This is a genomic window from Camelimonas sp. FR25, assembly GCF_059740505.1.
The window spans coordinates 43,846-57,416 of sequence record NZ_JCAWFG010000017.1; the positions used below are offsets into that span (position 1 = coordinate 43,846).

At 67.5% G+C, this 13,571-nt stretch carries 12 protein-coding genes; 9 read left to right on the forward strand and 3 right to left on the reverse strand.

Translation table 11 applies throughout. The features are described from left to right. Positions 1-519 precede the first annotated feature (519 nt). Positions 520-1,521: a sulfurtransferase gene (locus tag AC6A67_RS01250; RefSeq protein ID WP_498034705.1), complete on the forward strand. Its 1,002-nt coding sequence runs from the start codon at positions 520-522 to the stop codon at positions 1,519-1,521. Between the two features lie 126 nt (positions 1,522-1,647). Continuing rightward, positions 1,648-2,916 (forward strand): YeeE/YedE family protein, encoded by a 1,269-nt coding sequence (locus tag AC6A67_RS01255; protein ID WP_498034706.1) that lies wholly within the window; start codon positions 1,648-1,650, stop codon positions 2,914-2,916. Between the two features lie 131 nt (positions 2,917-3,047). Here the strand turns inward: AC6A67_RS01255 and AC6A67_RS01260 are convergent, their stop codons facing one another. Beyond that, the gene (locus AC6A67_RS01260) at positions 3,048-3,563 is read right to left on the reverse strand and encodes an Lrp/AsnC family transcriptional regulator (RefSeq protein WP_498034707.1); all 516 of its coding nucleotides are present in this window, start codon (positions 3,561-3,563) and stop codon (positions 3,048-3,050) included. 383 nt (positions 3,564-3,946) lie between these two features. Between AC6A67_RS01260 and AC6A67_RS01265 the strand changes: the two genes are divergently transcribed. From AC6A67_RS01265 to AC6A67_RS01290, 6 genes are all read left to right on the forward strand, one after another. Beyond that, positions 3,947-4,672, forward strand: a complete 726-nt coding sequence (locus AC6A67_RS01265; RefSeq protein ID WP_498034708.1) for a TetR/AcrR family transcriptional regulator — start codon at positions 3,947-3,949, stop codon at positions 4,670-4,672. A 370-nt stretch (positions 4,673-5,042) separates the two neighbouring features. Continuing rightward, a complete protein-coding gene (locus tag AC6A67_RS01270) occupies positions 5,043-6,197 on the forward strand; it encodes an NAD-dependent epimerase/dehydratase family protein (RefSeq protein WP_498034709.1) in 1,155 nt (384 codons plus the stop codon). Positions 6,198-6,285: 88 nt separating this feature from the next. Further along, positions 6,286-7,266, forward strand: a complete 981-nt coding sequence (locus tag AC6A67_RS01275; RefSeq protein WP_498034710.1) for an aldo/keto reductase — start codon at positions 6,286-6,288, stop codon at positions 7,264-7,266. 801 nt (positions 7,267-8,067) lie between these two features. After that, a complete protein-coding gene (exbB, locus tag AC6A67_RS01280) occupies positions 8,068-9,252 on the forward strand; it encodes a tonB-system energizer ExbB (protein WP_498034711.1) in 1,185 nt (394 codons plus the stop codon). Between the two features lie 5 nt (positions 9,253-9,257). Continuing rightward, positions 9,258-9,725: a TonB system transport protein ExbD gene (gene exbD / locus AC6A67_RS01285; protein ID WP_498034712.1), complete on the forward strand. Its 468-nt coding sequence runs from the start codon at positions 9,258-9,260 to the stop codon at positions 9,723-9,725. After that, positions 9,722-10,615 (forward strand): energy transducer TonB family protein, encoded by an 894-nt coding sequence (locus AC6A67_RS01290; protein ID WP_498034713.1) that lies wholly within the window; start codon positions 9,722-9,724, stop codon positions 10,613-10,615. The genes exbD and AC6A67_RS01290 overlap by 4 nt, the downstream gene beginning before the upstream one ends. 73 nt (positions 10,616-10,688) lie before the next feature. On the opposite strand, the gene AC6A67_RS01295 is transcribed toward AC6A67_RS01290, so the two are convergent. Continuing rightward, positions 10,689-11,222 carry a DUF2306 domain-containing protein gene (locus AC6A67_RS01295; RefSeq protein WP_498034714.1) on the reverse strand — a complete coding sequence of 178 codons (534 nt, stop codon included), beginning with the start codon at positions 11,220-11,222 and terminating at the stop codon, positions 10,689-10,691. Between the two features lie 102 nt (positions 11,223-11,324). Here AC6A67_RS01295 and AC6A67_RS01300 point away from each other — a divergent pair, with 102 nt between their 5' ends. Beyond that, entirely contained in the window at positions 11,325-12,230 is a 906-nt protein-coding gene (locus AC6A67_RS01300; RefSeq protein ID WP_498034715.1) for a LytTR family DNA-binding domain-containing protein, read from the forward strand. A gap of 104 nt (positions 12,231-12,334) precedes the next feature. Here AC6A67_RS01300 and AC6A67_RS01305 read toward each other — a convergent pair whose 3' ends face one another. Beyond that, positions 12,335-13,312 carry an alpha/beta fold hydrolase gene (locus tag AC6A67_RS01305; RefSeq protein ID WP_498034716.1) on the reverse strand — a complete coding sequence of 326 codons (978 nt, stop codon included), beginning with the start codon at positions 13,310-13,312 and terminating at the stop codon, positions 12,335-12,337. Positions 13,313-13,571 lie beyond the last annotated feature (259 nt).

Below are 13,571 nucleotides of genomic sequence, written 5' to 3' on the forward strand. Positions count from 1 at the left end.
GCTGATCATCGCCAGATTTCACCAGCTGGCGCCCGGCCATACCATTCCGATCGAACATATCACGCGCACAATACTGCATCCGCATGCGCGAATTGCAGACCAATGACCGCTACAGGGCTGATTTCACGGCGTGCCCCTATCGCCAGCCACGGTCGTGGCCGCCAAGGCCAGCCGGTGTTGGGCGCGCCAACATCGCCACAAGACTGGCATGAAAAATTATTCTACACACGCTATGGCGAACGGACTAAAATTCCACGCCATGCGCCGTAATAAATAGTTTTAATCACTTCTTTGTGCGTGCATTATTTGCGACAACCATTCTGGAAAGTGTTTTGCGGCGCTGGACGGGGAGCGAAGCCCTCGCCGGGTCAGGCGTCGCGTCCGGCCATTTGGCCGCCACCGGTCACATCGGCGCTGGCGCAGCTGAGCTTAAGGCTGTCGCCGCCCATTTGACCGGCGTTTTGCCCCACGGGGCGCAAGGCGCTGGCGGCTCAAGGCGCAAGCAAGCGGGGGGTTCCCATGTCGATGTCATTTACCGCAATTATCCGTCACACGGCCGCCGCCGCCGTGCTGGCCATCGCCGCCACCGCCATCTCGGCGCCGGCCTTCGCCGCCACCGACAAATCGGCCGCCGCCGCGGTCGCCAAGGTTGATCCGGCCGCCGCTCACAACGCGCTTGTCACCACTGACTGGCTGGAGAAGAACCTCGACAACCCCAAGCTGCGCATCATCGAGGTCAGCGTTGATCCCGGCCTGTTCGAGCGCGGCCACATCCAGGGCGCGCAGAACATCAACTGGCACACGGATCTGGTCGACACGGTGCGGCGCGACATCGCCAGCCCGGAGAAGTTCCAGGAGCTGCTGCGCAAGCTCGGCGTCGACAAGGACACCACCGTGGTCCTGTATGGCGACAACAATAACTGGTTCGCCGCCTGGGGCGCCTGGGTGTTCGACATCTATGGCCTGCGGGACAATGTGAAGCTGCTCGATGGCGGTCGCAAGAAGTGGGAGCTGGAGCAGCGCCCACTGTCGACCTCGGTCGCCACCGTCGCCCCGTCGAAGATCGATATCTCGGGCCAGAACAAGAGCCTGCGCGCCCGCCTGCCGGATGTGCTCGCCTCGGTGGAGAAGAAGAGCAACGCCACCATCCTCGACATCCGCGCGCCAGATGAGTTCAACGGCAAGATCATCGCCCCGCCCGGCGTGCAGGAACTGGCCATCCGCGCCGGCCACATCCCCGGCTCGGTCAATGTGCCATGGGGCAAGGCGGTGAACGCCAAGGACGGCACGTTCCTGCCGCTCGACGAACTGAAGAAGGTCTATGCCTCAGTGGGCATTGACGGCTCGAAGCCGGTGATCACCTCGTGCCGCATCGGCGAGCGCTCCAGCCACACCTGGTTCGTGCTGTCGCGCCTGCTCGGCTATGACGCCGCCAATTACGATGGTTCGTGGACCGAATATGGCAATGTCGTCGGTCTGCCGATCAACAATCCGGCGGGCACGGTCTGGGGCGGCAAATAAGCCGTCAGACTGACGCCGCTACATTTGAGGGCCCGCGCCATCGCGCGGGCCTTTCGCCGTTGACCTGACGTCGCCGCATGCGGCGGCGTCCCATGCCTGCGCCCTCGCCGATCTGGATCACTCGCCATGACCATCGCCTCGCCCGCGCCAGCCGCTGGCGCTCCCGCCAATCCGTCGCCTTCCGGCGCCGCATCCGCCGCCTCGCCTGCCCTGACGCAGTTGCCAGACTGGCGGCCATCGCCGCTCGCAGTCGTCGTGGCGCTGGCGGTCATCGCCGCGCTCATCGCCGGCGTCTTCGCCCTTGGCCAGCAGCCGGGCCCTGGCGCGCAATTGCAATTGTCGCTGGCGCTTGGCGCATTGTTCGGCCTGGTTCTGCAGCGCTCGCGCTTCTGCTTCCAGTGCATCTGGCGCGACTGGCTCGACAAACGCGACCCATCGGGTCTCTTGGCGATCATCGCCGCCCTCGCCGTCGGCGTCGCCGGCTATACGCTGATCTTTGGCGCATGGCTGCCCAATCCGTCCGGGACCCGCCTGCCGCCCACCGCCCATATTGGCCCGGTTGGCCCGGCGCTGGTCGTCGCCGGGCTCGCCTTTGGCGCTGGCATGGCCCTGTCCGGTTCGTGCATCAGCGCGCACATCTACCGGCTGGGCGAAGGCTCGCCAACCTCGCCCTTCGCGCTGGGCGGCGTGGTGATTGGCTTTGTCCTGGGCCTGATGAGCTGGAACAGCATTTACCTGCTCAGCATCTCCGAGTCGCCGGTGCTGTGGCTGCCGCATCATCTCGGCTATGGCGGGGCGCTTACCCTGACCTTGCTGACGCTCGGCGCGCTGGCGTTCTGGCTGTTGCGCTACCGCAAGCCGGCGCAGGTCGGGCCTTCCACCCCCTATCATACCGTCTTCGTCCAGCGCTGGCCGGCGTGGGCTGGCGGCCTGCTGGTCGGCGTCATTGGCGTCGCCGCTTATCTGCGCATCAGCCCGCTCGGCGTCACGGCGGAAATCGGCTCACGCTCACGGCAACTCGCATCGTCCTTTGACTGGCTGCCGGAGCGGCTTGAGGGGCTGGATGGCTTTCGCGGCTGCGCCACCGTGGTGCGCGACGCCTTGCTGACCAACAATGGCCTGTTCATCCTCGGCATCGTCGCCGCATCGTTCGCCGCCGCGCTGCTCGCCGGCGCCTTCCGCCCGGCGTGGCCCAGCGCCTCGCAGATGGTCCGCGGCGTCATCGGCGGCGTCCTGATGGGCTGGGGCGCACTGATCGGCCTCGGCTGCACCATCGGAGTGTTGCTCTCGGGCATCTCCGCCGGGGCGCTGTCGGGCTGGGTGTTCGGCGCAGCCTTGCTCGTCGGCGGAACCGCCATGACCTGGGCTGGGCGCAAGGCCGGGTTCCTCAGCTAGGCGCGCAGTTCGGGCGCCGGCAAGCGGCGCTCGCTATTTGCGCGACACATACAATAATGGCGGCCAGCTGGCCGCCATATCCGTCTTTGTCAGGCTTTGGAGCTAACCCATGCTGGTTGCTTCAGGCGCCGTCAGATCACCGGAATCGCCGTCTCCGATTTCAGCCGTTCGAGGGCGAAGCGCGACACCACATTCTTGAGATTGCCGGCGGCGATGATGCGTCGGTAGACCTCGTCATATTCGGCCATGTCGCGCACCACCACGGTCGCCAGATAATCGACGTCGCCAGCCATCCGGTAGAACGACAGCACCTCCGGCATCTGGCGCAAGGCGTCGGCGAAGCGGCGGATCTCCGCTTCGGAATGCTCGCCAATCTGCATTGAGACGAACACGGTGACGCCATAGCCGAGCATCTCATGATCGAGCAGCGCCACCCGCTTGCGGATCACCCCCGCCGCCTCCAGCCGCTGGATCCGCTTCCAGCACGGCGTCGGCGACAGGCCCGCCTCATCGGAGATTTCAGCGATGGTCAGCGAGGCGTCGCGTTGCAACGCCCGCAGGATACGCCGGTCGATGGCGTCGAGTTTCGGCGCCGCTGCGCGCGGCGCGCTGCGCGTGCTGTCCCGGTTGCTGGCCAGATCCGCCATGACGAGTGCCCCTGTGCGACGTCAGTCCGACCATGGCACTGGGCAAAGCGGGGGGCTTCACCGGGCACGGCCAAATTCACATTGTTTGACGAGTTAATATGCCAATATACATATGAAGTTGCATATTTGACAATATCATTATCTATGGATGTGAAATATACCCTCCCTTCCCCCGTTCGCTGCACAGCCGGCTCGTCCAGCAAGGCGCGCGCCGTCCTGCCCGTCAGGCGCAGCCCCCCGCCCGCTGCGCGCTGGCGGCGCCAGAAGCGGAACCATGGCCATTGCTGCTGCGTTAAACCGGTAACCAGGCCGTTAATGGCCAAGCGGATGATTTCGCTGAATAGTCGCAACCCAGTTTGGGGCCAGTCGGGGGACTTGGGGCTTTGACCAAATACAATGACGCTACGAGGCGCCTGTCGCCGGCGTCGGTTTCGGCCGTTGCCAGCCTGAAGCGCAAACCTGGCCGCCCGCCACGGGACAACGCGGAGCATGACGATACTCGCCTGCAGCTGACGCAAGCCGCCGCGCGCCTGTTCGCCAGCAAGGGGTTTGATGCGGTGAGCACCGCCCTGATCGCCAGCGAGGCTGGCATGGCGCAGTCCATGGTGCATTATCACTTTGGCTCAAAGGAGCTTCTGTGGCGCGCCGCCGTCGACTGGCTGATGCGCCGTCGCGGCGACGCCATCGCCCTGCGCGGCCCCGAGCGCCAGGACATGTCGGTGGCGGCCGATCCGCTCATTGATCTGCGCATCAAGATCTGGAAACTGGTGGCGGCCAGCGGCGACGAACCGGACCTGGTGCGAATCGTCATGCATGAGGCGATCAGCAACAGCGAGCGCTACGACTGGTTCTTCGCCCACTACGTCAGCAGCACGCTGCAGGCGATCGAGAGCGCCATCGCGGCCGCCCAGTCCGCTGGCTCCCTTGGCCATATCAAACCCGAAGCCGCGGCGCGCATCATCACCGCCGCAGCCACCATGACGCTTGGTTTCGCCACATCCGGGATGGACGACGCCGAGCAATACCCAGCCTATGTCGAGATGATCACTGATCTGCTGTTTCAGGGGCTGATTGGTCTCGACGCCAGCAGGGCGCCCCCAGCCGCCTGACAGCCGGACCAAAAGCCCCCCGCGCATGTCGCACGTCGGCGAGGGCGCAAACCGGCCATTTCCGAACTCACTCCTCAACCCGATGCGCATGCTTCCTCGGGTTCTGGTTCAGCCCGTACGGCGAGTGAGCATTTTTGGTCGCGGATGCGTCAGCATCGTCGCGGCCCGGCGTCAGCCTCGCCCCCGCCATGCCCGGCCCAGTTCCTCGCGTCTTGCGCTGCGCGCCTGGCCCCCTGCTGGCGACGACGCTGGACGCTCCACCGCGCTTCCGTGCACACTTCCAGAAAAGCAGCCATGGTCATCGCGCGCCTTGCATTGGGCGCGCCATGACGCGGAGTGCATGAAAAGAACATCGCAAGGGAGGACAGCCATGACCGGGGCGGAAACGGCGCAGGTTGGCGCAGGTTCAGACAGACTGGCGGACGCCACTGATATGCATGTGCTGGTGGCCGGCGCCTCTGGCCTGGTTGGCCACGCCGCCATCCAGCACTTCCGCGATGTGCTTGGCGTCAAGGTCACGGCGCTGTCGCGGCGACCGCCGCCGGACGACCATGGCGCGCGCTTCCTGTCGCTTGACCTCACCGACGCCAATGCCTGCGCCGCCGCCGCCGCCAGCCTCGGCGACGTCACCCATGTGGTCTATGCGGCGCTGTATGAGAAGCCAGAGCTGATCGACGGCTGGCGCGACGCCGAGCAGATCGCCGTCAACGCCGCCATGCTGCGCAATCTGATGCTGCCGCTGGCCAAAGCCGCGCCAGGCCTGCGCCACATTACTCTGTTGCAGGGGGCCAAGGCCTATGGGGCCCATGTGCGGCGCATGAACCTGCCGCCGCGCGAGGATCGCGATGAGGCCCATGACATCGCCAATTTCTACTGGGAGCAGGAGAACTGGCTGCGCGCCGCCTGCGAGCGGCATGGCTGGGGCTGGACCATCTGGCGGCCGCAGATCATTTTCGGCCTGTCATTTGGCAGCGCCATGAATCCGATCTCCGCCATCGGCGCCTGGGCGGCGCTGCTGCGTGAACGCGGCGAGCCGTTGTATTTCCCTGGCGGCCTTAGCGGCAATGTCCTGCAGGCGGTGGACGCTGACCTGCTGGCCCGGGCCATCGCCTGGGGCGCCACGAGCGCCATGGCCCGCGACCGCATCTTCAACATCACCAATGGCGATGTGTTCGTCTGGGCCAATGTCTGGCCGGCCATCGCCGCAGCGTTGGGCATGGCGGCTGGCGAACATCGCCCCAGCAGCCTCGCCGATACGCTGGCCGGCGCGGGCGACGCCTGGGAGGCGATCTGCCGTCGTTACCGGCTGTCGGCGCCGCCGCTAGCCGATTTCGTCGGGGCCTCGGCGCAATATGTCGACTATCTGATGGCGCGCAACGCCAGCGGCGGCCCCAAGGTGTCGATCATTTCCGACATTCGCCGCCATGAGGCCGGATTCGGCGAGGTGATGGACACCGAGGCCATGTTCCGCAAATGGTTCGCCGAGTTTCGCGCCGCCCGGCTGTTGCCTGGCCTGCCCGGCTGACGCAGTCTGCTCGCGCCTTCGCACTCCTCGCCCTTGACTGGCGCGGCGCGCCGCCGGTCGCGGCGCCCGAACGACAGGAAGCCTCGCCGTGAAATATGTAAAATTTGGCGCAACCGGTCTCGACGTCTCGCGCATCTGCCTCGGCTGCATGACCTATGGCGCGCCCGAGCGCGGGGCCCATCCCTGGACCATGGATGAGGAGGCCAGCCGCCCGCTGATCCGCAAGGCGGTGGAGATGGGCGTCAATTTCTTCGACACCGCCAACGCTTATTCGGATGGCACGTCGGAAGAGATCGTCGGCCGGGCGTTGAAGGACTTCGCCCGCCGCGACGAGATCGTGCTCGCCACCAAGGTGTGCCTGCGCATGCGCAAGGGCCCCAACGGCGCCGGCCTGTCGCGCAAGGCGATCATGCAGGAGGTGGACGCCAGCCTGCGCCGCCTCGGCGTCGATTACATCGATCTCTACCAGATCCACCGCTGGGATTATGGCACGCCGATTGAGGAGACGCTGGAAGCGCTGCACGACGTGGTCAAGGCCGGCAAGGCGCTGCATATCGGCGCCTCCTCCATGTACGCCTGGCAGTTCAGCAAGGCGCTCTATACCTCCCGCCTCAATGGCTGGACCGAATTCGTCTCGATGCAGAACCACCTCAATTTGCTGATGCGCGAGGAGGAACGCGAGATGTTGCCGCTGTGCGCCGATCAGGGCGTGGCGGTGATGCCATGGAGTCCGCTGGCGCGCGGTCGCCTGACCCGCGACTGGGACCAGAGCAGCCATCGCCAGGACACCGACGTGTTTGGCGGCACGCTCTACACGACCAGCGAGGACAGTGACCGCCGCATCGTCGCCGAAGTGGCGCGCCTCGCAGATGCGCGCGGCGTGTCCCGCGCCCAGATCGCCATGGCCTGGCTGCTGCAGAAGCCTGGGGTCACCTCGCCGATCGTCGGCGCCAGCAAGCCGCAGCACCTCGATGACGCCGTCGCGGCGATCGACCTGCAACTGAACGCAGACGAAGTCGCGGCGCTCGAAGCGCCCTATACGCCGCATCCGGTGGTGGGCTTTAGCTGAGCCAGCGGTCTGGCGCGCCGCAAACAGGGACGCCGCGCGTCATCTGCGGCGCATTCCCTTGCGCCGTCCTGATGGCGCTGCGCGCCTGACGTCGCTTGCTCTGCGTAACCGGGCGGAGCCTCATCTTCGCCCCTACGCCGCCCCTGCTGCGGCGAGCATGAGCCCGATCTGGAGCGTTGACGCGGGCGCCGCAGCCGACGCTTCTCCCCTGCAAACGAACTGGGCGTTTCATTTTCCCGCGATAATTCACAACAGCCATTCTCGGCTTGTATCGCCACGACGCCGCCGCTGCCGCTAGCGCCTCAGCCTGCGGTAACCAACTGGGGACAAACAGCCTTTGCCGGCCATGGCGGACGGCGCGGCGCGGTGCGCCGCCTTTCCGGCGACGCTCGCGCCACGTCACGGCGCGCGTTTCTTGGAATAACTCTAAATCATTGAGATTGCGTTCAAATTTCCGCAGGTCTAGTGAACCCCCATGGCGCGGGCATGGTCGAACAATGCGCGCTGGTCATGGCGCGTCTGGCTGGTCCGCCTGATCTTAACAATGACGCATGACTGCAATGGCTTGGCGGTCTGGGCTTGGCGGTCTGGGCTTGGCGGTCCGGTCCCGGGTTCAGAGCGGCGCGCCAGGGTTGCGCACCGTTCGGCGAGGGCCATCTAGGCCACCGCACTGCCCCAGCGGCACACATGCGCCAGCAGCAAAGGCACGCCGCCTCGCGGGCGGCCGCCGGAAACAGGATCACGTCAGGGCCTTCGCCCCATGGGCTGAGGCGCCGCTGGCGTTTTGAGGGAGTGGGTCGTTTGTCCGCCGTTTCGATGAATTTCGCCTGCGCGTCCGCATCGCGCGCCGCTGTCATCACTGAACGCGCCGCTCCCGCCAAACGGCGCAGCCTGTCGACCACGCTCGCCGCGACCGCCGTCTCCGCCTTGCTGTTCGCCCAGAGTCTTGCGCCCGCCGCCCTCGCCCAAGGCGCCGCGGCGCCGGGGGCTGAAACGGTTGCGCCGCAGGCGCCAGCAGCCGCCCAGCCTGCGCAACCGCAAGCCGCGCCAGCGCAAGTGGCTGCTCCCACTCAGGCTGCCCCCACGCAGGCCGCGCCTGCTCAGGCCGCACAGCCCCAATCTGCGCCAGCGCAGAGCTATCAGGCCCAGCCTGGCGGCTCCGCCCCGGCCCTGCCGCCTGGCCATCCGCCGCTGCCATCGCCGGCGCCGATGCAGGGCAGCGTGCAGCAGCCGGCGGCGCCTGCTCCCACAGCGTCACCGGCCAGGCCCGCGAACGCCGCCACCCTGCCGCATGACCTCTCGGCGTGGGGCATGTTCATGCAGGCCGACATCGTCGTGAAGGCGGTGATGGTGGGTCTGGCCTTCGCCTCGCTCGTCACCTGGACGATCTGGCTCGCCAAGTCGCTGGAGCTGGCGGCGGCCCGCCGCCGCGCCTCACGCGCCGTGCGCGCCCTCAAAGCCTCAGACAGCCTGCCGGATGCGGTCAACAATCCTCACGTGCGCAACGCCGGCGTGGTGGGCGCCATCGCCGCCGCCGCCGCCGAGGAAGAGCGCCTGTCGGACGGTTTGCCCGCCGAGGGCGTCAAGGAACGCGTGGCCATCGCCTTGTCGCGTATCGAGGCCAAGGCTGGCCGCGATATGGCGCGCGGCACCGGCCTTCTGGCCACCATTGGCTCGACCGCGCCGTTCGTCGGTCTGTTCGGCACGGTGTGGGGCATCATGAACTCGTTCATCGGCATCGCCGCCTCGAAGACCACCAATCTGGCCGTCGTCGCCCCCGGCATCGCCGAGGCGCTGCTGGCTACGGCCATTGGGCTCGTCGCCGCTATCCCGGCGGTGATCATCTACAATGTGTTCTCGCGCTCGATCACCGGCTATCGCGCCATGCTGTCGGACGCTTCCGCCCAGGCGCTGCAGCATCTGTCGCGTGACCTCGACCGCCGCGACGCCGGCTTCGTCGTGGCCCAGCGCCGCGCCGCGGAGTAAACGCCATGGCAGTCTCCCTGAAGGAAAGCGGCGACGATCTCGCCGAAGTCTCCGACATCAATGTGACGCCGTTCATCGACGTCATCCTGGTGCTGCTGATCATCTTCATGGTGGCGGCGCCGCTATCGACGGTCGACGTGCCAGTGGACCTTCCGGTGTCCAACGCCCAGACGGCGCCGCGTCCGGAGCAACCGCTGTATCTGTCGGTAAAGAATGACCTTGGCCTTGCGCTTGGCGAGGACGCCGTGGCCCGCGAGCAGCTGCAGGCGACGCTGGACGCCCGCACCCAGGGCGACCGCGAGCAGCGGGTGTTTCTGCGCGCCGATCAGGGCGTGCCCTATGGCGAGCTGATGCAGGTGATGAATCTGCTGCGCAGCGCTGGCTATCTGAAGATCGCGCTGGTCGGCCTTGAGGATACCTCGGGCGCGACCGCCCCTGCCGCTGCGCAACCCGCAGCCGGAGGCGCGCAATGAGCCTGTTCGCTGGACATGGATGGCAGGCGGTGCGTTGGGGCGCCGCCGGCGCCGTGGCGGTGGCCGCGCATTTCGGCGGGGCCTGGGTTGCGATGAACTGGGCCAGCCATCCGGCGCCGCAGGGCGAGCCGCCCGCCGCCGTGATGATAGAGCTTGCCCCTTTGCCCGTCGCCGCCAATAACGCGCCAGAAATGGACATGGCGCCGGGGCCGCAGCAGGCCGAGGCGCAGGAATCCGAGCAGCCGGTGGAATCGAAGGTGGCCGAAAACGAGCCGCCGCCGCCGGAGCCAGAGCCCGAGCCCGTCCCCGAGCCTGAGATCAAGGTTCCGGAGATCGAGAAGCCGGCGGAAGTGATGCTGCCCGTCGCTCCGAAGGTCGATCCGGCCAAGGAGCGCGAGAAGAAGCGCAGGCTGGAAAAGCGCCGCAAGCAGCGTATCGAGGAAGCCCGCGAGCGTAAGGAGCGTGAGCGCGAGCGCGAGAAGGAACGCGCCGCCCGCGCCAGGGCGCGTGACGCCCAGCGTGAGGCTGTCGCCCAGCGCACCAGCGCGCCCTCCGGCGCGCCCGGTCCAACCTCACCCTCGGCGGCCTCTGCCTCGTCCGGCGCCAACGCCTCGGCCATGGCCAGCTGGCGCGGCGCGCTGATGGCGCATCTCAACCGCTACAAGCGCTTCCCCGATGGCGGTGGCTCGGGCGGCACCGTGGCCGTGTCGTTCTCGATCAACCGCGCCGGCGCCGTCACTGGCGCCCGCCTGTCGCGCTCCTCAGGCAATAGCGCGCTCGACAGCGAGGCGGTGGCGCTTGTGCGCCGCGCCAGCCCGGTCCCGGCCCCGCCGGCGCATATCTCGGGCGGCTCGGTGTCGATCTCGGTGCCGATCCGCTACAGCCGCTGACGCCACCGTTAACGCCACTTGCCGCGTGCCCGCGTCGTGCGCGAAATAGCCCGGCGCAGGATGCAGCCGACGATCAGGCCTCCGCCATGGCGGGGGCCTTTTGCTGTGTGCGGCGAGCCCCATATAGCCGCCACAGGGTCAGCCCAAGGCCCACGCCAAGCCCAACGCCGAGCAGCGCGAGGCCAGGCCACAGGCCGCCGCCGAACACCACGCCGTGCATGATCCGGCCCGGGAGCAGCGTGAACAGACCAGTGACGACCAGCGCCAGCACATAGAGCTGCTGCATCGCCCGCCGGTGCGCTTCAATGCGTCCGGCGCGGGCCATGGCGATGGCGTAGACCAGCGTCGCCAGCACCACCAGCGCCAGCAGATGGATCGGGCTCCACCGCCCCCACAACCGGATCTCCGAAATGAACAGGGCAGATATGGCCGCCAGCGCCATCAGCGCCGCCCAGACCCGTCCGGCGATTTTATGGAGGCGATCACCCTTGCGGCGAAACAGCACGACGCCGCCGAGCACGATGGCTCCGAGCGCGCATGCTGCGTGTAGCTGGATAACGGCGGATGACTGAAGCAATGGCGCGAGATGTATGGGCGCGAGCTGCATGGCGCGTTCTCCTGTGACGCCCCTGGCGGCGCGATTGGAAAGCGCTTTGCCCGCAAGTAGCATGCGGCGGAATCCGGATTGCGTCAGAGGCGGGAATACTTCGTGAGCGACACGCCCCTGCATTTCACGATGCGCGAATTGCGCCGCCTGACCGGCGCGCCGCATTTCTGGCTGACCATCGCCGCCATCGGCCTCAGCCTCGGCGTGATCGGCCCGTTCGGAACCTATGGCGCCATGCCGCTCGCCCTGCGGCTTGGCTATTGGCTGCTGGTGACGGCGGCGACCTATCTGGCCGGCCACGCGCTGGTTGCGGCGTTACGGGCCTGGCGCAACGCCGACGCCGCGCCCTCTCCCCTGGTCTGGGCGATGTATGGCGCCCTCGCCGGCGGGCCGGTGGCGGCGCTGGTCTGGTTGCTCAACGCCATGAGTTTTGGCGTGGCGCGCGCCGGGCCCTTCGCGGAACTTGCCGCCGCCGTCATTGCGCTATCAGCCGTCGTCACGCTGCTGGTGGCATTGTTTGAGCGCAAGACAGCGCTGGGCCAGGGTCCCGACGCCAAAAGTAACCCTGGGCGTGATGCCCCCACAGGTGACGGACGTCCGTCCATCGGCGCCGCCCGGTTCGACACGGCGACGCCCAGTCCTGCGACGCCCAGCCCTGCGACGCCCAATCCTGCGACGCCGACACGCCCGCGCATTCTCGACCGTTTGCCGCTGCAGCAGCGCGGCCAGCTCAGCCATATGTCGATGCAGGATCACTATGTCGACGTGCGTACTGATCGCGGCGGCGGTCGGGTGCTGATGCGTTTCAGCGACGCCATCGCGGAAACCGCAGGAGTCGCCGGACTGCAGGTGCATCGCTCGCACTGGGTGGCGCGCGACATGGTGGCGGGCGCGGAGCGAAACGACGGGAAATGGCTACTGCGCATGCAGGACGGCGCCGTGCTGCCAGTCAGCCGTGGCTATCTCGCCGCAGCGCGGGCGGCAGGTCTGATCCCGACCTCTCTCTAAGGCGCGCATGCGACAGCTGGTCGTTGGCGTTTCGCGATAAAGGCGCCGGATCGGCGCGCGCCTTGCCTCAGCGCCCAGGTTTCGGCTGGCACTGGCTTTGCGCCTCAGTTGCGGCTGTCTGGCGGCGGCGTCACCGGTTGTAGCGGCTGGGCCGCGACGTCATGGCCGGCGCCAGCGCCGCCGCGGACGCTGGCCACCGCCTCCATGATCACCTTCGCCACCGCTTCTGGCTGCGAAAGGGGGATGGCGTGGCTGGCGGCCACCGTGGTCAGTCGGGCGTTGATGCGCCCGGCTTCGGTTTGTTGCGCCGCCGGATCGAGCATGCGGTCGTGACCCGCCAGCACATACCACACCGGCAAACTGCGCCACGCGGCGTTGTTGACCCGCTCCTCAAACACCTTGCCGAATACCGGGGCCTGGGTGGCGGCCAAAAGACGGTTCTGCCCCTCGTCGAGATCCTGGGCGAAATCCGTGGCGAAGGCGTCATCAGCCAGCCGCACAAAACCGGACGCGTCGGTGCGCAAGCGGGCAAGGCCCGGCGCGCGGGGCGTATTGCGAATGCGGTCGATAAATGATTGCCCGACATCCGGGGCCATGGCGGCGACATAGACCAACGCCGCCACCTTGCGATCCACCCCCGCCTCGGTGATCACCACGCCACCCCAGGAGTGGCCGACGAGGATCACCGGCCCGTTGGCGATGGCCAGCGCCCGCTGGATCACCGCAACGTCAGCCCACAGCGAGTTCAGCGGCAGTTGCACCGCCTGGGCGCGCACGCCCTGCGCCGCCAATAAGGGAATCACCTTACGCCAGGCCGAGCCGTCGGTGAGCTCGGAATGCACCAGAATCACCGTCGGCATGACCTGGGCGGCGAGCTTCGCGTCCGCTTGCGCAGGCGCGCCTTCCGCTTTGGCGGGCGGAGCTGCTGGCGGCGCGGCGGCAGGCGCTGTCACCTGTCCTGTGGCCTGTGCTGGCGCAGGCGCTGCCGGATCGGCTGCAAGCGCTGGCAGCGGCGACATGGCGGCGAGCGATAGCGCCGCAATCCGCAGCCATCTCCGCATGATGACGCCAGGCTCAGACATGTCGGCTCCCCTTGCAGATGGCGCTGAGGGCGGCGCAGCGTGGCTGACCGCGAAGGCCATGCCGTGGTGACCGCAGTCACATCCGTCCTGTGCGCCCCACCCAAGATCTTCTGCGTCCGCGCGCACGCGTGCTGACGCCTGCGGCAACCTCGCCCATGGCGGGTGGCGCTGGCGACGCCAGTGCGTCGACAGCCACCGATCGTCTGGCCGCAGCCGCGCGCTCTGCCGGGAAGTGTAGGCCATCCGCCCAAAGCTGCAA

Bases quoted from the DNA above. Each gene is read 5' to 3' on its own strand.
- AC6A67_RS01255 (WP_498034706.1), top strand. From the start codon at position 1,648: ATGACCATCGCCTCGCCCGCGCCAGCCGCTGGCGCTCCCGCCAATCCG.
- AC6A67_RS01250 (WP_498034705.1), top strand. From the start codon at position 520: ATGTCGATGTCATTTACCGCAATTATCCGTCACACGGCCGCCGCCGCC.
- AC6A67_RS01295 (WP_498034714.1), bottom strand. From the start codon at position 11,222: ATGCAGCTCGCGCCCATACATCTCGCGCCATTGCTTCAGTCATCCGCC.
- AC6A67_RS01305 (WP_498034716.1), bottom strand. From the start codon at position 13,312: ATGTCTGAGCCTGGCGTCATCATGCGGAGATGGCTGCGGATTGCGGCG.
- AC6A67_RS01290 (WP_498034713.1), top strand. From the start codon at position 9,722: ATGAGCCTGTTCGCTGGACATGGATGGCAGGCGGTGCGTTGGGGCGCC.
- exbD (WP_498034712.1), top strand. From the start codon at position 9,258: ATGGCAGTCTCCCTGAAGGAAAGCGGCGACGATCTCGCCGAAGTCTCC.
- AC6A67_RS01270 (WP_498034709.1), top strand. From the start codon at position 5,043: ATGACCGGGGCGGAAACGGCGCAGGTTGGCGCAGGTTCAGACAGACTG.
- AC6A67_RS01260 (WP_498034707.1), bottom strand. From the start codon at position 3,563: ATGGCGGATCTGGCCAGCAACCGGGACAGCACGCGCAGCGCGCCGCGC.